Genomic DNA, 19,918 nt, shown 5'->3' with positions numbered 1-19,918 from the left:
AGATGCTTATTTATAAGCACCTTTTCACTCTATCTCCATCAGTCGTTTCGCCTCAAAATACAACACTTGAATAAATTTTTTCGTATTAATTCGTATATGGCCAGAAGTCGCTACCCCATCCTTTGTCATTTCTGTCATCCGTTTTCTAACCACAGTGAAATCAAAAAACTTCGGAGCATAACTTTCAAATTTCGGATTTGAAAAGTCTGTTAGTCCAAGAGAAGCTAAATGGTTTAATGATTGATAAATTGCTCTTCTCACACGTTGTTCAGATGCTTTTTTCTCCTTCTCTATATCTGCTTCTGAAGCTAGTTCCCCTAATTTTTTTACTGTTATTTTGTGAAAGATATCTTTTAAAGCAGGAAATCCAAACTCAAATGTTTGCGCCTTTTCTTGTCCATATAAATATTCCAGCATACTAAGCAAATCTTTACTTCCATTCTCTCCCGCAATACCGAGTTCTGATAGTAAGAAGCGTCCTGAATCTGATATCTTTTTCCCTTCTTGCACTGTTTCACTACGCATTTGCGGCTTTTCCCACTGAAACACATTATTCAATGATTTTTGAATGTCATATATAGAACGTTCCAAACGAATACGTTCTATCACTTTTCGTACAACAGATACTACTTCTATTTTGTTTAGTGGTTTTGTAATATAATATTCCACACCAAGTGTATATGCCTCACCAATGAGCTGTTTCGATTCAACTTGGGAAATCATAATAATTTTCCCAGTAAATGAAGATGCTATATGACGAACTGTTTCAATGCCGTCTCTCATCGGCATTAGTAAATCAATAAATAAAATGTCCACTTTTTTATAATTTAACTGTTCTGCTTCAATAAACGCTCCATCTTCCGATTCTCCAATTACTTCCCCAAGATCGCCATCCTCAATAATTTGCGAAAGCATCGAACGGAAAACTTCATCATCATCTACAATATAATAAAACAAACCTATTCCCCTTCCCGCTTTAAACTGCACTCCGGTAAACAAACGATAAACTTACACCCGTTCCCATTTTCATTGTCTTCTAACCTTACTTCTCCGCCGAGCTCTGTTACCATTTCATCTATGTAAGAAAGTCCAATACCTGTGGACGGTGTTCCTGTTTGATCATACTTTGAAGTAAACCCGGGCTTAAATACTAATTTCTTATACTTTTGTGCGATACCTGGGCCATCGTCAATCACTTCAAAGATTACATTTTTTTCTCGTTTATATAACTTAATACGAATGAGACCTCTATCTTCAATTGCTTCAACTGCATTCGCAACTAAGTTATTAAAAATTGATAGCACTGTATACACGTGATATGCAGCGTGTTCACCTTCTATATGTTTAGAAAAACGTATATCTTTCTCTAACATTTCAGCATACTTTTCATTTATTCTTACAATCATTTCTGTAAGCTCATGACCTTCTACATACTCAGCCACATTTTTATCTAATAACAGTTTAGATAATCCTGCAAAAATCCTTTGATTATCCTTTTTTATTTCGTGCACTTCTCCTGCTATTTTCAATGCTGTTTTACTGCTGGAATCATCATTCACTTGTAAATTCCGATATAATTGATACGCTTCTTGTGTAATTAATTCTGCATTTTGTAACGTTTTTTTCAAATGAACAGATTCTACATATAAATTTGAAAGGTGCATGAACATTTTTTCATTTTCTTTTCGAACTTGTGATTCTTTTAATTTCGTTTCATATAAATTCATCATATTTAAAAAGCCAAGTGCAAAGAAGCTACGGAAAATAGCAATAATGATGAGTTTATTTACTTCAGAAATTGTTATTGTTGTACCTAATACTAACATGTGATAAAACGCAAGTTCCGACATACTTGCAACAATTTCAATTGAAATTCCAAGGCACCCAATAACAATTGGCTTCTGATGAAACTTATTCACCCTACAAAGTGAAAAAAGACTTCCATAAATAAAATAATAAAAGAACACAGGATAACGCAAATAAAATGATTCTGTCATATGAAATGAGCCTTGCATGACCCAGTCAAGGCATACGCGGAATAAGACTACACATATACCGACAAGAATACCCGCAGCAGCTGCTGGTATTCTTCTTAAAAATAGTAATAAAAAGAAGAATAACGGTGTCCCAAAGCTAACACGAAACGTATCATTAAAAGGATGAAAATTAAGCTCTCCAGCAATCGGAACAACAACCATTAATATAATTAAAAGAGATATATCTTTCTTCCATAATTGATTCCAATTCAAAGGTGCCACTTCCTATACTCTTTTTTCAGTAATAAAAGTGAAAGCCCGCTTATATTATAAACGGGCTTTATTTCTATATTCTAACCTTTTCTACCGCTTTTATTTGGCGATACTCAGGCTCCCAGATTGCTTCTTTCACTGCAATCTTGATATCGTTATCACTTAAGTTCTCTCTCGCAACACCTTCCGCAACGGCAACTTTCGCTACTTCAATTGCTACCATTTCCGAGATATTACGTAGCTCTTCAACTTCTGGCAAAATAGGTGCTCCTGGCTGACTTGTATCAACCATACTTGCAACTGCTTCAGCTGCTGCTGCGAACATTCCGTCCGTCATAACGCTTGCACGTACGACAATTGTACCAAGACCAAGTCCTGGGAAAATAAGTGCATTATTTGATTGTCCAATCACATACGTTACACCGTTATATGTAACTGGTTCAAATGGACTTCCTGTTGCAACTAATGCTCTCCCTTCTGTCCACTCGATTAAATCGGCTGGTTTTGCTTCAGCAAGTGGCGTCGGATTCGACATCGGTAAAATGATTGGTCTTTCTACGTGAGAAGCCATTTCTTTAATAATTTCTTCTTTAAATGCGCCTGCAACAGTTGATGTACCAATTAAAATTGTCGGTTTCACATGTTTCACAACTTCAGCAAGTCCAATCACACCATTTTGTTTCCACTCACTTACTTCCGCTTCTTTTCTTGCATACGGAATTTGGAAATCAAGAAGATCTTCCATATTATCTGTAACTAATCCGTTACGATCTATACACCAGAAACGCTTATATGATTCTTCTTCTGATAAGCCGGCGCGGACCATCGCATCTCTAACTTGATCTGCGATACCGATTCCAGCCGTACCAGCACCAAACACAACAACGCGGTGTTCACTTAGCGGTACACCAGAAGCTTTCACTGCAGATAATACAGCAGCAAGTGAAACTGCACCTGTTCCTTGAATATCATCATTAAACGTACAAATATCATGACGATATTTATCTAAAATTTTTCGTGCATTTCGAGAACTAAAGTCTTCCCAATGTAAAAGTGCTTTCGGGAATTGCTTATTTACCGCTTGTACAAATGTATCAATAAATTCATCGTAAGCTTCACCTGTTATACGAGGGTGACGATTTCCAATATAAAATGGATTGTCTAATAATTCTTCACGATTTGTACCTACGTCTAAAATTACCGGTAATACGCGGCTAGGATCGATTCCAACTGCCGCTGTATAAACAGCTAATTTTCCGATTGCGATGTTAATACCACCAACGCCCCAGTCACCAATTCCAAGTATGCCTTCTCCATCTGTAACAACGACTAAATCAATATTTTCTGCTGTTGCACCGATATTGGCGAATGCTTCTTCAATACCTGACGGATCGTTAATTGATAAATACACACCACGTGGTTTACGATATTCATGACTATATCTTTGAATCGCTACACCGACAGTTGGTGTATATACGATTGGTAACATTTCGCGTAAATGATCTGTTAAAATACGATAAAATAATACTTCATTTCGATCATGTAACGCTGTTAAGTATACATTCTTTAATAAATCATCCGGCTGAGAACAAAATTGTTCGTATGCTCGGCGCGCTTGTTCTTCTAACGTTAAAACTGCTGGCGGTAATAACCCTTTTAAACCTAATTCTTCTCTTTCTTCTTGCGTGAAAGCAACCCCTTTATTTAAAAGTGGTGTTGATAATACTTCTACTCCTCTTAATGTTGTTTCTAATGAACCATTAGAAGCTACTGTAAACTTACTCATAACATCCCTACCTCTATTCATATATAGCATTTCTATATTGTAAACAAAAAAGAGGGGCTTGTCCCCCCTCTTCTTTTAGTTTTTCTTTAAAAGAGTTGCTCCTGCAATCCCTGGGTGCGTCATTTCGAATGGATCTAGAATTAACTCTAAGTCTTCTTGTGACAGTACACCATTTTTCACACAAAGTTCTCGAACGGATTGCCCTGTCGCGATTGCTTCTTTCGCAACGCGAGCTGCTGCTTCATAACCGATATGAGGGTTCACGGCTGTAATAATTCCTACACTCTTCTCAACATACTCTTTTAAGCGATCTTCATTCGCTTCAATTCCTTTTAAGCAATTATCTGTAAAGGCACGGAAACCGTTATTCATAATGCTAATTGATTGTAGTAAGTTGAAAACAAGTACTGGTTCCATCACGTTTAATTCTAATTGACCTGCTTCTGAAGCAAGACATATTGTATGGTCATTACCAATTACTTGGAACGCAATTTGATTAATTACCTCTGGCATAACAGGGTTTACTTTCCCTGGCATAATAGATGAACCTGGTTGACGAGCAGGTAACATAATTTCTGCTAAACCAACACGTGGACCTGATGCCATTAAGCGAAGGTCATTCGCAATTTTAGACATATTCATCATACATACTTTCAGTGCTGCTGATACTTCTGTGTATGCATCCGTATTTTGCGTTGCATCTACTAAATCTTCTGCACCAACTAGTGGTAGTTCACTAATTGCAGCTAAATGTTTTACAACAGCTTGAATATATTCTGGATCTGCATTTAAGCCTGTACCAACTGCAGTTGCTCCCATATTCACTTCATATAAGTGTTGACGTGACTGCTGAATTCGTTTCATATCACGTTCAAGTACGCGAGAGTACGCTTTAAATTCTTGTCCAAGACGAATTGGAACAGCGTCTTGCAAATGCGTACGACCCATTTTAATAACATGATCGAACTGTTCTGCTTTTAATTCAAATACATCGTGCATATAACCCATCGTTTGTAATAAACCTTCTAATGCGTTTAATGTTGCGATATGAATCGCCGTTGGGAATGCATCGTTTGTTGATTGCGCCATGTTTACATGACTATTTGGACTAATATAATGATAGTCTCCCTTTTCCATTCCTAATAATTCAAGAGCACGATTGGCAATGACTTCATTTGCATTCATGTTCATTGAAGTACCTGCTCCGCCTTGGATTGGATCTACGATAAAATGATCATGCCATTTTCCATCGAGAATTTCTTGAGCAGCTTCTGCGATCGCGCCGCCCTTGTTCAATTCCAATCTTCCTACATCTGTATTGGCAAGCGCTGCAGCTTTTTTTACAACTGCGAACGCTCTAATTAAACCTTCATGGATTTTGTATCCTGTAATTGGGAAGTTTTCAACTGCACGCATTGTTTGTACGCCGTAGTATGCATAGTTTGGTACTTCTTTTTCACCTAAAAAGTCTTTTTCAATTCGAACACCATTTTTAACTTCAGTTAATGTTGCCATGATTATTCACTCCTTAACGATTTCTTATGCTGCTTTTGTTTCTTTGACTGTTTCTACATATTGTTTTGCTTTCTCATTATCGAATTCGCCTTCCCACTTCGACATAACAATGGCCGCTAATGCATTTCCTAATACATTGACAGATGAGCGAATCATATCTAAAATGCGGTCAATTCCCGCAATTAACGCGATACCTTCTAGTGGTAACCCCATTGAACCTAACGTTGCTAATACAACAACGAACGATGCACCTGGAACTCCCGCCATACCTTTGGATGTTAACATGAGAACGAATAATAACGTTATTTGCTCTGTCAGTGACATGTGCACACCGTACATTTGTGCAACAAATAATGCCGCTAACGCTTGATAAATAGCCGATCCAGTCAAGTTAAATGTATAACCTGTCGGAATTACGAAAGAGGCAACTGCCTTTGGACAACCGAACTCTTCCATCTTTCTCATTATATTAGGTAAAACAGCTTCTGAACTTGCTGTCGTAAATGAAAGAATAAGTTCTTCTTTTAAAATTTTCATTAATGTAAAAATGTTTACGCCAACCATTCTTGCATTAATACCTAATACAATCACAACGAATAGTATAACAGTTACGTATACAGCTAGCACTAGTTTTCCTAAAGGAAGTAGTGTTGCTACACCAAATTTTGCAACCGTAACCGCAATTAATGCGAATACACCAAATGGTGCAAATTTCATAACTTGATTTGTAACCCAAAACATCGCTTCGAGTACACCTTCAAAGAAGTTAAAAACAGGCTTTCCTTTTTCCCCAATTGCTGCGACTCCTAAACCGAATAATACTGAGAAGAAAATAATCGGTAATAAGTCACCTTGTGCAATCGATTCAAATACGTTTTTCGGTACGATATGAACAATCGTCTCAGCGAATCCTTGCTTCTCTGTAGCATCTGCTGTTTGTTTATAAGAAGAAATATCACTTTGCTGTAAGTTATTCATATCAACGCCAGTACCCGGCTGGAATATATTTGCCGCAAGTAATCCCATTAAAATAGCAATCGTCGTAATAATTTCGAAATAAAGAATGGTCTTCCCGCCCAGTTTCCCAAGCTTCTTCATATCGCCTACACCAGCTACCGCAACAATTAATGCTGAAATAACAATCGGTACTACAATCATTTTAATTAAGTGAATAAATATATCCCCAATTGGTGTAATATAAGAAATCGCCGTTTTATTGCCATAAAAGACTGCCCCTACTACAATCCCTAAAACAAGCGCGACAAAAATTTGTGTTGCCAATCCGAATTTTTTCATTTATGTTCATCCCCTTCATGCGAACGCTTTCAATTTGAATTTATAAAAGCTACTCACACATCTTATAAGCGAACCTACAAAATCATACAAAAACCTACAAGTTCGTCACAAAAAATTCAAATATTTTTCTTCTTTTTTTCATTGACACCATTTTGTTAAAAAACGATAAAATAAACTTGATAAGTAATCAGATTATTTCGTATAATCAAAAAGATATATACTTAAAACAACTCAAAATGAAAAGGAGTGGATGATATGAAAAATTCTGTGCAAAAATTCGTTCTATCTTCTTCTTTTCTTTTTCATTTTCTTAAAAAGGAACAAAGGCATTCGCCTTTGTTCCTTTTTTATTTCAATCTATATAGGGGGAATTGTTATGAGACCATATAAACGTGTCTTAATTAAATTAAGCGGCGGTGCACTTGCCGATCAAACTGGAAATAGCTTTAACTCCAAACGATTAGAACATATCGCAAACGAAATTTTATCCATTGTTGATTTAGGTATCGAAGTATCCATCGTCATCGGTGGCGGTAACATTTTTAGAGGTCATCTAGCTGAAGAATGGGGAATCGATCGTGTAGAAGCTGACAATATCGGGACGTTAGGTACAATCATTAACAGCTTAATGCTACGCGGCGTTTTAACAAGTAAAACAAATAAAGAAGTGCGCGTTATGACTTCCATCCCGTTTAATGCTGTAGCTGAACCATACATTCGCCTACGTGCAGTCCACCATTTAGATAACGGGTATATCGTTATCTTTGGAGGCGGAAACGGGCAACCGTTCGTGACGACAGATTATCCAAGCGTACAAAGAGCTATTGAAATGAATAGCGACGCAATATTAGTCGCAAAACAAGGAGTAGATGGCGTCTTTACTAGTGATCCAAAACATAATAAAGCAGCAAAAATGTACAAAAAACTAAACTATAACGATATAGTTAGGCAAAACATACAAGTAATGGATCAAGCCGCTTTACTACTTGCCCGTGATTATAATTTACCAGCACACGTCTTTAACTTTGATGAGCCTGGAGTAATGAAAAGAATTTGCTTAGGTGAACATGTGGGGACGTTGATTAATGATGATGCTTCATTGCTTGTGCATGAAAAATAATTATTTCCCATCAAAAAAGGGCGTCTTTTCTAGACACCCTTTCTTCCTTTATCATCACAAATAAAAATCAATCCATCCCGCAAATTTCTCCTTACAACGCTCCCAAAATGATAACTTCTCAAAAAATTCTTTCGTCATTTCTTTTGAATCATGAAAATCCTCCGTTAACGCATCATTAACTTGTCCTACAATTGAACCACCATGAATATACAAGTTCATTTCATCATTTATATTGAAGCTACGCGAAGTAAAGTTTGTTGTGCCAATAACGGTTAATTCATTATCAATAAGCATTAATTTTCCATGGAACATTCCTTTTTTATACCCATATACAGTAATCCCATTATTAATAGCTTGACGTATGTATGGATACGCCGCTTCTTTTATAAGAGGTAAATCTGGTTTATATGACCAAAGTATTTTCACTGTAACACCACGCTTTTGTGCTGCAATTAAAGCATTCATTGATTCTTTATTTTTCGCTATAAAATACGGCGTTGCAATTACAATTGAGTGCTGAGCTTGTTTTATTAGCTCTATATATTTTTCAGCAACGTAATGCCCATTGTAACTGACCATAGTATGCAATGTATTCCCTTTGCTAGCCTTATTTGTGCTCCTCTTTATATCCTCTTTCGTATCTCGTTTCCAATCTAAAGCAAATTGTTCCTCTAAATCTTTTGCTCCTTCTCCTTTAAGCCGCACATGATAGTCACGCCAATATCCAAAATGCTTATCTTTACCTAAATACTCATCTCCTATATTAAAACCACCTGTATAACCAATCTCCCCATCAATTGTCGTAATACGGCGATGATTACGATGGTGAAGTGAATAAAACCCGAATGGCAATTCAGGTTTTCTACTATACGTAAAATGCACACCACTTTCCCGCAATTCATTTATCATCTTTCTTTCAAATGATAAATCATTAATGCGATCAACTGATAAATAGACGTTTACTCCTTCTTGTGCCTTCTCTTTTAATAAATTTAAAAAAGTATGGCTACTTTTATCATCCGACAAAATAAAAAAATATGTATAAATAGATTGCTTCGCTTCTCTTATATCAGCAAATAACTGTTTATAAAACGACTTCCCTTCTACATATAATTGAAAATCACTATAGTGAGGGGCATACTCTGTCGGCATATTTTTGCCAGCTTCCATTTTCCTTCCTAAGGTAACGTCAATATGCATCCAAATTAAAATAAAAACGAAAATAGCAATAATAATAGAAGTAACTCGCAATATTTTTTTAATCATTTTAATTTCCTTCCGCTCGTTTTCTTTCCTCCTTTCTATTTTGTCATTCAAATTTAGATTTCATGCTTTATACAAAAAAGGATGTGACTTTACGTCACACCCTTTTTGTATTAAACAAAGTTTCTCGCATCATTATTTCTTCCAAATTTATAAATGGCAATTAAGAAGAACGCAATCGCAAAAGCGAATAAAATTAATATGTTTAAATACAACTCAGAGAATGGAATTCCTTGTTGTAATTTTGCTATCGTATCTAATAACCAACGCTGCGGAAGAAAATTAGCTACTTTTTGTACTGCATTTGGCATAATGTCGTACGGGAAATAACATCCAGCAAGCAAACATGTTGGTACTATCACTAAATTTTGCATTGCATTTGAAGCAGCTGAACTTTTTGAAAAAGACACAATGACTAATGATAAACCAATTGCAATTAAAGCGAATATCATAAGCACACCAATCATTACTATGAAAGGCATATTAATATTTGTATGAAAAACATTCGTCAGAAATAGTACTGCAATGACAATTTGCAATGTTAATATCATCATATTTACTGCCACATTGGACAATATAAATTTCTTTCCGTCAATTGGTGTTGATAATAATCTAAAATACGTTCTATTCTCTTTTTCTTTTAAAATAAATCCTGATAAGTTCACTGCTGAAAACAGCATAAACATAATAAGATAACCCATCGTTTGATTTGTCATATCTTTATTTTTCGAAGTATCTTCTAGCGTCTCCGTTTTCATTTTAAATGAACTTTTTTGATATCCTGCGTACATCTTATCAAATGCACTTTGATCTGTTCCTGCTACTTTACTAATAGCTGCTACATTATCAATATAATTGTATAAATATGATTTTATAAATCCTGTTACTTGATCACCTTTAATCGATGCAATTTCAATATGAGCTGGTTTCCCTTCTGGAACGCTTTTTGAAAAACCAGAAGCTAATGTAATAACTCCATCAAGTTTTTTAGAAGTGAGTTTATCTTCTATTTCAGACTCCTTAACCTTACTCACATTCACATGATTTAATCCTTCTAAAAACTTTATCGTATCGTTTGCTATCGGCTCATTTTCTTTATTTACAATCCCGATATTTAACGTTCCTTGCCCTGCATTTCCGTATATCGAAAAAGAGATGAGCGTCCCGATTATTGGCAAACTAATAATAATCAATAACCCTTTTTTATTTTTCAAAAGTACAGATAACGTTTTTTGTATGAGCCATAAAATATCTTTCATACTATAGCCCCTCCCGTCTACGTAATGCAATAATTGCAATTAATAAAAAGAGTGCTGATATTCCAATATTTAAAGAAATGACTGGTAGTGCTGCCCCTACATCATTCGCATAAATAATTTTCATAACAGCTGTATTTGCCCACGTTAATGGTGATAAATTCGTAACGAAATTTTCTTCTATTACGAAATATGCACCGCCAAAAATAGAAGCTAGTTGCACTACCACCATAATAATTGCTCTAGACGATTCAGGTGTTTTTGTAATATATCCAATCCCTAAACCGAAGCTAATTGCTAGAAAGACTTCTGTTAATAAAATAAGAAATATGATTCCAAGGTGATCTCCCCAATTCGCTTGAAAGACAAATTTACTAAATAACATAACGAGTAATATGCACAGGGCATTTGCTACTAGACTACCAAGCACTTTCCCAATGAAAATTTCAGCCTTACTTATAGGTGCAGCAATAAGGCGATCTCCTGTTTTACGTATTCGTTCGCCTCGAATTAGAAAACTTGCTCCCATCGCAGCATACAGCGCAATCATCGTCGTCATTACAACCGCATAGTAATCCATAGAACCCGGTTTATTCGCAGCTTGTAAAGATGTTTCTTTTATATAATCATTATGATTTCCATTTGAAATAACTGCGCTCACCTTACTAGGATCAACTTTTGCAACTTCGGCTGCTACATTGTACTTATCAACAAATGTTATAAGCATACCTTCCACAATACTTCCCTCAATACTACTTTTGTCACTTCCGTAAGTTTTTGCACCATCTTTATTTAATTCTACATAAGCAGCATATTTATTTTGCTTCACTGCTTCCTTCCCATCTATACCTTCAGAAGCTTTTTTAAAATGAATCCCCGATTTATCAACTTCTTTCGCAAATGCTTCAAATGCTTGAGAAAACGTGCTACTCGCTTCATCTTTATATAGCACCTGTATATCTTTAATTGAATGACTATCACTATTAAACGCATTACTTAATGCTGTACCTAACACAAGCATAAGCACAATCGGAAAAGCTAACATAAAAACTAAAGTTCTTACGTCTCTGAAATCCCTTTTCATATGCATAATTGCAATATTGAAGATGTTCAATTGATGAACCTCCCTTTACCTTTTCTTCATTTACTCTTTATTTATCTCGTAAGTTTCTTCCAGTTAACGTAAGGAATACCGTTTCTAAGTTAGGAGCCTGCTCCTCTAACGAACGGATTTCAATGTCATGATTGATGAAGTGCTGAACAATTTTATTTAAATTATTTAATCCTGCATCAGAATTTACTTTAATTACGTTCTCTTCAATTTGAACAGCTTTCACACCGTTTATCACTTTTAATTTTTCTACATCTAAATTCTCTACCGATTTCACTTCAATCCAAATATCTTTCGTATCAGTAATAATCGCTTTTAACTGCTCTTTCGTTCCTTCTGCAATCACTTTACCGTGATCTACTATCGCTATTTTCGTACAAATCTCTTCTACCTCTTCCATATAGTGACTCGTATAAATAATCGTACTTCCCATTTCGTTTAATTTCCGAACAGACTGCAGGATATAATTTCTTGACTGTGGATCAATTCCAACTGTCGGCTCATCCATAATAATTAACTTCGGTCTATGAGCAATTGCACAAGCGATATTCAGTCTTCGCTTCATCCCGCCTGAAAAGTTCTTTGGATAGCTTTTCTGTTTATCGCTAAGTCCTACAAATTGAAGAGCTTCCTCGACCCTAGCTTTTAATTCAGCTCCTCGTAATCCGTACAATCCAGCAAAGAATTTCACATTTTCATAGGCTGTTAACTCTTCATAAATTGCAATATCTTGCGGAACGATACCGATATTCATCTTCGCAAATCGATTATGTTTCTTTATATTTTTTCCTAGTATGCTAATTTCACCTTCATTACTTCTTAACAAACCAGCAATCATGTTGATTGTCGTACTCTTACCAGCACCATTCGATCCTAAAAAGCCAAATATTTCTCCTTCTTTAATAGATAAAGACATATTATCAACTGCGATGAAATCACCAAATTTTTTCGTTAAATTTTTAATTTCTAAAGTATTCATCGTTTCACCCCTATTTCGGTTTCTCTGCTTTTAGTATAAACAAAAAGAATGAACCTGCTCAGTGCAGAAGTTCATTCTTTTCACATGAGATTATTCACTTTTTTCATATGAGATGATTCATCCTCATATCGGTAGCAACATTGTTACTGAAAAACCACTTGTTCCATCTACAATAATTTTACCATTTACAGACGCCGTTCGTTCCTCCATCCCCATAATCCCGAGACCTTTTTTAACAAGTACTGCACCTTTTCCATTATCCTTCACTTGCACTTTCACCATCTTGTTAAGTACATGAATATCGATTGAAATGACTGTCGCATCAGCATATTTCATCGCATTTGTTAATGCCTCCGTAACATTTTCACCGATAATCTTCCACTGAATCGGTGAAATCATATCTAAATTCCCTTTATATACGAAAGGAATATTTATATCATGCTTACCGGCAAATTCCTCTATGAATAATTTCATACGATGAATGCCAATTTGCTCAGTTGGTGGCTTCATATTTTTTAATGTAATCCGAATGCTTTCAATACCATCTTTTGAAATATGTATTGCATTTTGTAATAACTCAGCTGATTTTTCTTTATCTATCTCCATTAACCTCTTTGCTGCTTCCATTTGAATGAGTGCCCCTGTCATCGAGTGGCCAATTTTATCATGAATTTCCTGTGATAACCGGTTTCTCTCTTCTAACTTAAATGTGTACTCTGATTGTCTTATATACTCTTTATTTTCATTTAAGCTTTTCGTCAGCCGCTGCATATCTTTTCGCATCTGATCATTTTGTAATTCAAGCTTTAATACGCGCGATATATACCGTTCTGCCATAGTTAATACGAGAAAGGAAAATGTAACAATTAATCCATATGTCATTCTAATACTTTCATTTGTAAAGATAATAGGAATCATCATAATGATAAAGAGTTGCCATCTCTTCTCTATATAACGGAATATAATTTCATATAAGTTCAATGGTAAAAACAATATAAAGAACGAATGAATCTTCCATGTAAATAACATAACTAAGCCAATCGATACAGAAGTTAATATGTTTTTGTACGTATCTTTTTTACATATAGAAATCAGCACGTTTACAGAAAGATATAAAAGCAAAGTAAGTATAATCCATGGTAAGTTCGCAACATTTAAATACATGTAACTAAACACAATATATATAAAGACAATTAATTTACTTACAATTAACCAAAATTCCATAACATTAATCTACTTTCCCTGTTAAATAATAAATCGCGATTTGTGTACGATGTTCCAGTCCAGTTTTCCCTAAAACTGACGTAATATAATTTGCAATTGTTCCTTCTGATATGAAAAGTTGCTTCGAGATTTCTTTATTCGAAAAGCCTTTTGCAATTAATGCGATAATACTCAGCTCTCTTTCAGTAAAAAGACTTTTATCTATTTTACATTCTTCCTCTTTACTTTCCATTAAATTAGACTTAATTTTATCGAGAACTACATCTTGCATAACGGTTTGACCGTTATATACTCCTTTAATCGCATCTCGAATACGCTCTGGATCATTATTTTTTAATAAATAACCTTTCGCTCCGTTTTTTACTGCATCCAAAATATATTCATCGTCATCAAACGTCGTTAAAATAAGCGGCTTCGTTTTCGTCTCTTCACAAATGAATTTCGTCGCCTCTACCCCGTTCATATTTGGCATGCGAACATCTAATAGAGCGATATCAACGTCGTTCTTTTTGCAATATTCCACTGCTTCTTTCCCATCATTTACTGTATCTACTACTTCGAACTCTTCATATGTATTTAAAATAATTTTCATACCTTCTCTTATAAAAGAGTTATCATCTGCTATTAATATTTTAATTTTCATGTTTGTTAGTATGGACCTTCCCCTACTAACATTCACATCCTTTCTTCCCGTAACATTTCTTACTTGCTCATTATATACTTCTCTTTACCATTTTTTCACACCTTTTTTCATCTAGCCCCCTTCCTAAAAATATATTATTCTTTTTTTACAACATGTGTAGGGTGACTTATCATTCTTTACGTCTATATAATAGAATGCGTCAAAAAGGAGGGAGAGACCCATTGAGGAAAAACAATTAATTGAAAAAGCACAGCAAGGAAGCGAACATGCTTTTCGTATCCTTGTGCAAACATATCGTCATTATATTTTTCAAGTTATCTTTTCTATTTTAAGACATGAAGAAGATGCGAAAGATGTTACACAAGAAGTATTCGTAAAAATTCACGCCTCTCTCCCAAATTATCAATTTCGCGGATTAAAAACGTGGATGGCGCGTATTGCCACCAATCACGCTATTGATTATAAGAGAAAGAAAGCTAGAGAAAACGAAGAGCTCTCTTTATGTAAAGAAACTGAGGAAAATATAAAATCCTCTCATAATATTGAGGCTTTATTATTGACGAAAGAGCAAAAATTACTCATTGCTCAAAAACTGAGAGAACTTCCCGATAATTACCGTGACGTCGTTCTCGCACATTACTTAGAAGAAAAAAGCTATCAAGAAATTGCTTTACAGGAAAACATCGAAGTGAAAACAGTCGAAATGAAACTGTATCGGGCAAGAAAGTGGATTAAAAAACATTGGAAGGAGGAAGAGTTTCTATGATGCATTATTCAAAAGAAGATTGGCGCAATTATACATTAAATGTTATAGAAAGCAATGAACGTGAATCTATGGAAGAACATCTTTATGAATGTGATCATTGTTTAGCACTTTATATGGAAAGTATTGATGAACAACAGGAAAACCTTCCAATGATAAATGATGATTCATTTACGAACGAAGTTATGACGCAAATTAATTTTGAAACGCTACAACCTAATGAAAATATAAAAACAAACTCACTAAAGCGCACCATCGTTCACTACATAATTGCGACTGCGGCTACAATTATTTTTATGGTAAGTGGTTTATTCCAATATATTTTCACAGCGACATCAAATTTCGAGAAATCTTCAAAACATAACGAGTCTTCTATCTCACAACAAATTGTAAACAAATCGGTAGACACATCAAAAAAGGACGGAGGTTCAAAGCATGAATAAAAATCCCTTTTTAGCACTTGTATTAGGGCTAATTCCTGGGCTTGGACATTTATATTTAAAGAAGTTTGGACGGTTTATTTTATATGGTGGAGGAGCTTTATTACTATTTTCCATTGCAGTTTTTTGCGTAGTAGAATTAATAGCGCGCGAACTTGCTTTTCTTTCTCTATTTTTACTAGCCGTGTTATGGGTGGTCAACTTACTAGATTTAGTTATCACAATTATTAACCAATCGAAAAAACAAGCAACCGGAGAATTGACAGAGTCCTCTAAAGAGAGCGAACGATTTTATATCATTCTTCTTTCCATCATCCCTGGACTTGGTCATTTTCAATTAGGACTTATGCAACGTGGCCTTACATTTTTAGTAGCTTGTACAGGAATCGGAAGTATGATCATTTTCGTTGCTCTTTTAACATCTCAAGAAAGTTTTCTTATCTTTCTCGTGACGTTACCTGTTTTATGGATTTATAATTTCTTCGATGTTGTTCAGCAACTCCAGAAAAAAGAACGTGGTGAGCAATTAATTGATCGTACCATTTTCGAAGATTTTGAAGAGCACCGTGAACAAGGAAAAAAAAGTAAAACTTTCGCTTCTATTTTAGCGATGTTTCCTGGAGCAGGACATATGTATTTAGGCTTACAGCGCCGTGGTCTTCAGCTTATGGCAGCCTTTTTACTTTCAATATATTTGCTCGATTTATTAAGACTTTCAGCGTTTTTATTTTTAGTACCCATCATTTGGTTCTATAGCTTTTTTGACGCTTTACAACAAACTGCAAAATATGGAAAAGAACGTGTAAATGATGAACCTATCATTGATTATTTTATCAATCATCAAAGGTGGATCGGTATTGGATTAATTACACTCGGTGGTTATTATTTATTAGATCAAACAGTCCTTCCTATTTTGAATGATTACTTCGCAACTATATTTAACATTCATCTTAGCGAGCTGTATTATCGCTATTTCCAAACATCTATCGTTGCACTCCTCTTAATTGGTGGCGGCTTTAAATTGTTACTTGGAAATAAAGAAAATAAAGGTGGTACGAAAGAATGAGAACATGGCGCGTTGGAACATTTTCAATGGGGCTTTCTATTATTGCATTAGGTTGCTTCTTACTATTTTCAGTTATAAAAGGTACTGAGGTATTAAATTCCTTAACAGCATGGTGGCCTGTTTTACTTATTATACTTGGCGTGGAAATTTTACTTTACCTACTATTTTCTAAGAAGGAACAATCATTTATTAAATATGATATTTTTAGTATTTTCTTTATCGGTGTTTTAGGAAGTGTTGGCATTGCTTTTTACTGTTTATTATCAACTGGATTACTAGATGAGGTTCGTCATTCTATTCATACCACTCGCCAAACGAGTAATATTCCAAATGGACAACTTAATATACCTGAATCTATAAAGAAAATTGTAGTGGATGCAGGGCATCATCCTCTAACAATAGAGGGAAATGATACAAATCAAATTCACCTTCTTGGAACATACGAAATGACGACGAAAGCTAATGAAAAACTGAATTTAAAACAAGAAGATTTTCTTTCCGTTGAAACAGCCGGGGAAACGATGTATATCACTTTAAAATCATTACCAGTTCAACATACGTTATGGAATTCCGCACCACAGGTCAAACCGACACTCGTTCTTCCACAAAATAAAAATGTCGAAGTTCGTGCTTCAAATAACGAACTATCCCTTTATCCAGGTCAATTACAAAATAATTGGTTTGTACAGGAAAGTTCAAATGTATCTGTTCATTTAACGAAAGAAAGCGATGTATCTTTAATCGCCATAACAAACAAAAAAGAATCCCACGGAAACACACCTTGGGAACAAGTTGAAGATGTAACGAAAAAAGAAGATACTACTTCAGAAGAAAATCCAGAATTAAACGGGCAAGAACATTGGTATAAAAATTCGATTAAAACCGGGAATGGAACGTACAAGTTAAATATTGAGAAAGCTTACAATTTAAATATGAGCGTTATTGAAAAATAAAAAAACCTTCCGCAATTGCGGAAGGTTTTTCTCATATAATCGCTTTAATTCCCTCTAACACTAAGCCAATCATAAATCCGCAAACAGCTCCGTTTACTCGGATCCATTGCAAATCTTTACCGACGTTATTTTCAATCATTTCAATTAACGTTTTATCATCTAACTTATCAAGATTTTCTTGCACAAGCTTTCCGATTTTCGAATGGTTATTCTCAACAAGCTTCACAACTTGTTTTTGTAACCAATCTTCTATTTTTTGAACATTCACTTCGTCATCTTTTATTTTATTCATTTGTTTTTGTAAAAATGGAATAACATACTTATCCGCAAATTCTTCATTGTTTACAAAGACAACTGCTTTTTGCTGCACTTGTTCCAGCATCTCTTTAATTTTGTCAGTAGCGTTCCAATTGGCAATCCACTTTTCTTTCCATTTTTCTAATTCCTGTAGCAACGCTTCATTTTCTTTTACATTTATAATTTCTTGACGAATTTTCGCTAATATAAGTTGTCTCGTGCTATTATCAGCATCTTGTAAGCTGCTAATATTACTAATAATAAACTTCTGCAAAATACCGCCAATTTTATCTTCATCTACAATATTCATAAATGATTTCAAAGTAAACTGCAAGAATCCATCTACTTTTATATTTTCCATCGCCTTCATACCTAAGCTTCCGAGTTGGTAACGCGCTTCATCTTGCGCTGTCCAGTCTTTCACTTTTACTAATATGTAATCAAGTGTCTTTTCATCATATTCTTGCACAACTAATTGATCAACAAGCACTTGTAAAATTTTACTTGTATTCATTGTGTGCAAATATGTTTTTAATTCTTTTTCAATAATAACCGCTAATTTTTCCGTATCTATTGAAACAATCGCTTTCTCCGCAATCGTTACAATCCCTTTTTTCACAGCATCAGACTGCATTTCTCTCTCTGCAATTTGCAGCACCATTTGTGCTAATTGCATTTCTTTTACTTTATTCGTAATACTTTCTTTCGTTAGCCACTCATTTTCTAACGTATTGATGAGCCCTTTCGTTACTCGTTTACGGTTTTTCGGTAACAAAGCTGTATGCGGAATTGGAATTCCCATCGGGTGACGGAATAATGCTGTAACTGCGAACCAATCTGCGAGCCCGCCGACTAACCCAGCTTCAAATCCCCCTTGTATAATCTCACCTGCTACCGTTCCTTGAAATGGAATAGAAGCCGCAAAACCTACTCCCATAACCCCAAGCGAAATACCCGCTATATATTTAGTCTGTAATGACATCGTATACACATCCTCTTATTATGTAAAATAAAGCTTTTTGTTGTATTTATTTGATATTAGTTCTTTATATCTATACTATAATGAACTAATGCGAAAATAACAAAGAATTTATAATAATACAAGTCTTCCTTTCACACACTTTACAATCAACTGGATTAAATTTTTACATTTTTTCAAAATAATACCACCATCTGTAAAGTTGTATATGTTAAACTATCTATATAACTTTATAATGGATTGGAACGATTAAAAATGTTCTCTAGCAAATTATCTACTTTAAAAAGAAGTATATTCCAAGGTGAAATATTTCAGTTTTTAAACAAAAAAGATGGCCTAATCGCCATTTTCTTTATCGCTATTTATTTAGCATACTTTTATTTTCTAATGAACTTTTGGTATTCTCCATTAATGAAAAATTCATACTTTCCAATCTCACATCCGCGCCTTTATGCTGTTTTAGGAATTACTTTGCACCAAATACCTATCGTAATTCTATTATTTATTATTCTTAAAAGATCGAAACAAACGTTATCAAGTATTGGTTTTAGAAAAAAAGGATTGAAATCCTCTCTCTTACTCGGAGCATTTCTTTTGTTTATATACGTATATAAATATGAAAAAATAAATGGATTTCAATTAGAAATGTTTTATTTCCTTTATTACTATTTAATTAATATCGGTTTTGAAGAGGAAATTATATTTAGAGGATACCTTTGGCCAAGATTAGTTGTATTACTAGGTAAGTTTTGGGGTACATTTCTTACTTGTGCATGCTTCGGGATTGCCCATTCATTTATGCCGATTATTTTAGGTGACACCTCTCAAGGAATTGGGGATTGGGTAGGAGCTGGTCTGGCCGGACATTTGCTTTATGCCTTTATTTACACTCGTAATAATAATCTACTCCTCCCCATATTCATTCATGCTTTTTTAGATATGCCCTATAAATAAAAATGAGGCTATTTACAGCCTCAT

At 34.7% G+C, this 19,918-nt stretch carries 18 protein-coding genes; 6 read left to right on the top strand and 12 right to left on the bottom strand.

The window, feature by feature from the left end:
* Nucleotides 1–24: 24 nt before the first annotated feature.
* The 5 genes from PSR14_RS09855 to PSR14_RS09835 form a co-directional block, all read right to left on the bottom strand.
* The gene (locus PSR14_RS09855) at nt 25–957 is read right to left on the bottom strand and encodes a response regulator (protein WP_098487001.1); all 933 of its coding nucleotides are present in this window, start codon (nt 955–957) and stop codon (nt 25–27) included.
* Between the two features lie 2 nt (nt 958–959).
* Nucleotides 960–2,258 carry a sensor histidine kinase gene (locus PSR14_RS09850; RefSeq protein WP_080349442.1) on the bottom strand — a complete coding sequence of 433 codons (1,299 nt, stop codon included), beginning with the start codon at nt 2,256–2,258 and terminating at the stop codon, nt 960–962.
* A 64-nt stretch (nt 2,259–2,322) separates the two neighbouring features.
* On the bottom strand, nt 2,323–4,035 hold the full coding sequence (gene malS / locus PSR14_RS09845; protein ID WP_002170289.1) for an oxaloacetate-decarboxylating malate dehydrogenase: 1,713 nt from the start codon (nt 4,033–4,035) through the stop codon (nt 2,323–2,325).
* A gap of 75 nt (nt 4,036–4,110) precedes the next feature.
* Nucleotides 4,111–5,550 carry an aspartate ammonia-lyase gene (gene aspA / locus PSR14_RS09840; RefSeq protein WP_000224208.1) on the bottom strand — a complete coding sequence of 480 codons (1,440 nt, stop codon included), beginning with the start codon at nt 5,548–5,550 and terminating at the stop codon, nt 4,111–4,113.
* Between the two features lie 24 nt (nt 5,551–5,574).
* Nucleotides 5,575–6,846: a cation:dicarboxylate symporter family transporter gene (locus PSR14_RS09835; protein WP_000713289.1), complete on the bottom strand. Its 1,272-nt coding sequence runs from the start codon at nt 6,844–6,846 to the stop codon at nt 5,575–5,577.
* A 376-nt stretch (nt 6,847–7,222) separates the two neighbouring features.
* Between PSR14_RS09835 and pyrH the strand changes: the two genes are divergently transcribed.
* Nucleotides 7,223–7,966 (top strand): UMP kinase, encoded by a 744-nt coding sequence (gene pyrH / locus PSR14_RS09830; RefSeq protein ID WP_001248049.1) that lies wholly within the window; start codon nt 7,223–7,225, stop codon nt 7,964–7,966.
* 54 nt (nt 7,967–8,020) lie between these two features.
* On the opposite strand, the gene PSR14_RS09825 is transcribed toward pyrH, so the two are convergent.
* The 6 genes from PSR14_RS09825 to PSR14_RS09800 all read right to left on the bottom strand — a co-directional run bounded on the left by PSR14_RS09825 (nt 8,021) and on the right by PSR14_RS09800 (nt 14,442).
* On the bottom strand, nt 8,021–9,232 hold the full coding sequence (locus PSR14_RS09825) for a phosphatidylserine/phosphatidylglycerophosphate/cardiolipin synthase family protein (protein WP_048557490.1): 1,212 nt from the start codon (nt 9,230–9,232) through the stop codon (nt 8,021–8,023).
* A 110-nt stretch (nt 9,233–9,342) separates the two neighbouring features.
* Nucleotides 9,343–10,488: an ABC transporter permease gene (locus PSR14_RS09820; RefSeq protein WP_098487002.1), complete on the bottom strand. Its 1,146-nt coding sequence runs from the start codon at nt 10,486–10,488 to the stop codon at nt 9,343–9,345.
* A 1-nt stretch (nt 10,489) separates the two neighbouring features.
* Nucleotides 10,490–11,599 (bottom strand): ABC transporter permease, encoded by a 1,110-nt coding sequence (locus PSR14_RS09815; RefSeq protein ID WP_001020164.1) that lies wholly within the window; start codon nt 11,597–11,599, stop codon nt 10,490–10,492.
* Between the two features lie 37 nt (nt 11,600–11,636).
* A complete protein-coding gene (locus PSR14_RS09810) occupies nt 11,637–12,575 on the bottom strand; it encodes an ABC transporter ATP-binding protein (protein WP_001093821.1) in 939 nt (312 codons plus the stop codon).
* A 123-nt stretch (nt 12,576–12,698) separates the two neighbouring features.
* Complete coding sequence (locus PSR14_RS09805) at nt 12,699–13,799, bottom strand: sensor histidine kinase (RefSeq protein WP_048557487.1); 1,101 nt, start codon at nt 13,797–13,799, stop codon at nt 12,699–12,701.
* Between the two features lie 4 nt (nt 13,800–13,803).
* Nucleotides 13,804–14,442 carry a response regulator transcription factor gene (locus PSR14_RS09800; protein WP_000694106.1) on the bottom strand — a complete coding sequence of 213 codons (639 nt, stop codon included), beginning with the start codon at nt 14,440–14,442 and terminating at the stop codon, nt 13,804–13,806.
* A 283-nt stretch (nt 14,443–14,725) separates the two neighbouring features.
* Here PSR14_RS09800 and PSR14_RS09795 point away from each other — a divergent pair, with 283 nt between their 5' ends.
* The 4 genes from PSR14_RS09795 to exsE are packed head-to-tail and all read left to right on the top strand — an operon-like array spanning nt 14,726 to nt 17,664.
* A complete protein-coding gene (locus tag PSR14_RS09795; protein ID WP_001195469.1) occupies nt 14,726–15,208 on the top strand; it encodes an RNA polymerase sigma factor in 483 nt (160 codons plus the stop codon).
* Nucleotides 15,205–15,648, top strand: a complete 444-nt coding sequence (locus tag PSR14_RS09790) for a hypothetical protein (protein ID WP_000972367.1) — start codon at nt 15,205–15,207, stop codon at nt 15,646–15,648. The genes PSR14_RS09795 and PSR14_RS09790 overlap by 4 nt, the downstream gene beginning before the upstream one ends.
* The gene (locus tag PSR14_RS09785; protein WP_048557486.1) at nt 15,641–16,711 is read left to right on the top strand and encodes a hypothetical protein; all 1,071 of its coding nucleotides are present in this window, start codon (nt 15,641–15,643) and stop codon (nt 16,709–16,711) included. Before PSR14_RS09790 ends, PSR14_RS09785 begins: the two co-directional genes overlap by 8 nt.
* Complete coding sequence (gene exsE, locus PSR14_RS09780; RefSeq protein WP_048557485.1) at nt 16,708–17,664, top strand: exosporium protein ExsE; 957 nt, start codon at nt 16,708–16,710, stop codon at nt 17,662–17,664. The genes PSR14_RS09785 and exsE overlap by 4 nt, the downstream gene beginning before the upstream one ends.
* Nucleotides 17,665–17,695: 31 nt before the next feature.
* Here exsE and PSR14_RS09775 read toward each other — a convergent pair whose 3' ends face one another.
* Nucleotides 17,696–18,943 carry a DUF445 domain-containing protein gene (locus PSR14_RS09775; RefSeq protein ID WP_048557484.1) on the bottom strand — a complete coding sequence of 416 codons (1,248 nt, stop codon included), beginning with the start codon at nt 18,941–18,943 and terminating at the stop codon, nt 17,696–17,698.
* A gap of 252 nt (nt 18,944–19,195) precedes the next feature.
* On the opposite strand from PSR14_RS09775, the gene PSR14_RS09770 reads away from it, so the two are divergent.
* Nucleotides 19,196–19,894 carry a CPBP family intramembrane glutamic endopeptidase gene (locus tag PSR14_RS09770; RefSeq protein WP_002193850.1) on the top strand — a complete coding sequence of 233 codons (699 nt, stop codon included), beginning with the start codon at nt 19,196–19,198 and terminating at the stop codon, nt 19,892–19,894.
* Nucleotides 19,895–19,918 lie beyond the last annotated feature (24 nt).

It is taken from the genome of Bacillus sp. A01H, assembly GCF_045277205.1.
Taxonomy (GTDB): Bacteria; Bacillota; Bacilli; order Bacillales; family Bacillaceae_G; genus Bacillus_A; species Bacillus_A paranthracis.
This window is presented reverse-complemented; position numbering and strand designations above follow the sequence as displayed.

Bases quoted from the DNA above. Each gene is read 5' to 3' on its own strand.
- PSR14_RS09810 (WP_001093821.1), bottom strand. From the start codon at position 12,575: ATGAATACTTTAGAAATTAAAAATTTAACGAAAAAATTTGGTGATTTC.
- PSR14_RS09835 (WP_000713289.1), bottom strand. From the start codon at position 6,846: ATGAAAAAATTCGGATTGGCAACACAAATTTTTGTCGCGCTTGTTTTA.
- pyrH (WP_001248049.1), top strand. From the start codon at position 7,223: ATGAGACCATATAAACGTGTCTTAATTAAATTAAGCGGCGGTGCACTT.
- PSR14_RS09790 (WP_000972367.1), top strand. From the start codon at position 15,205: ATGATGCATTATTCAAAAGAAGATTGGCGCAATTATACATTAAATGTT.
- PSR14_RS09805 (WP_048557487.1), bottom strand. From the start codon at position 13,799: ATGGAATTTTGGTTAATTGTAAGTAAATTAATTGTCTTTATATATATT.
- PSR14_RS09770 (WP_002193850.1), top strand. From the start codon at position 19,196: ATGTTCTCTAGCAAATTATCTACTTTAAAAAGAAGTATATTCCAAGGT.
- exsE (WP_048557485.1), top strand. From the start codon at position 16,708: ATGAGAACATGGCGCGTTGGAACATTTTCAATGGGGCTTTCTATTATT.
- PSR14_RS09825 (WP_048557490.1), bottom strand. From the start codon at position 9,232: ATGATTAAAAAAATATTGCGAGTTACTTCTATTATTATTGCTATTTTC.
- aspA (WP_000224208.1), bottom strand. From the start codon at position 5,550: ATGGCAACATTAACTGAAGTTAAAAATGGTGTTCGAATTGAAAAAGAC.
- PSR14_RS09800 (WP_000694106.1), bottom strand. From the start codon at position 14,442: ATGAAAATTAAAATATTAATAGCAGATGATAACTCTTTTATAAGAGAA.
- PSR14_RS09785 (WP_048557486.1), top strand. From the start codon at position 15,641: ATGAATAAAAATCCCTTTTTAGCACTTGTATTAGGGCTAATTCCTGGG.
- PSR14_RS09820 (WP_098487002.1), bottom strand. From the start codon at position 10,488: ATGAAAGATATTTTATGGCTCATACAAAAAACGTTATCTGTACTTTTG.
- PSR14_RS09775 (WP_048557484.1), bottom strand. From the start codon at position 18,943: ATGTCATTACAGACTAAATATATAGCGGGTATTTCGCTTGGGGTTATG.
- malS (WP_002170289.1), bottom strand. From the start codon at position 4,035: ATGAGTAAGTTTACAGTAGCTTCTAATGGTTCATTAGAAACAACATTA.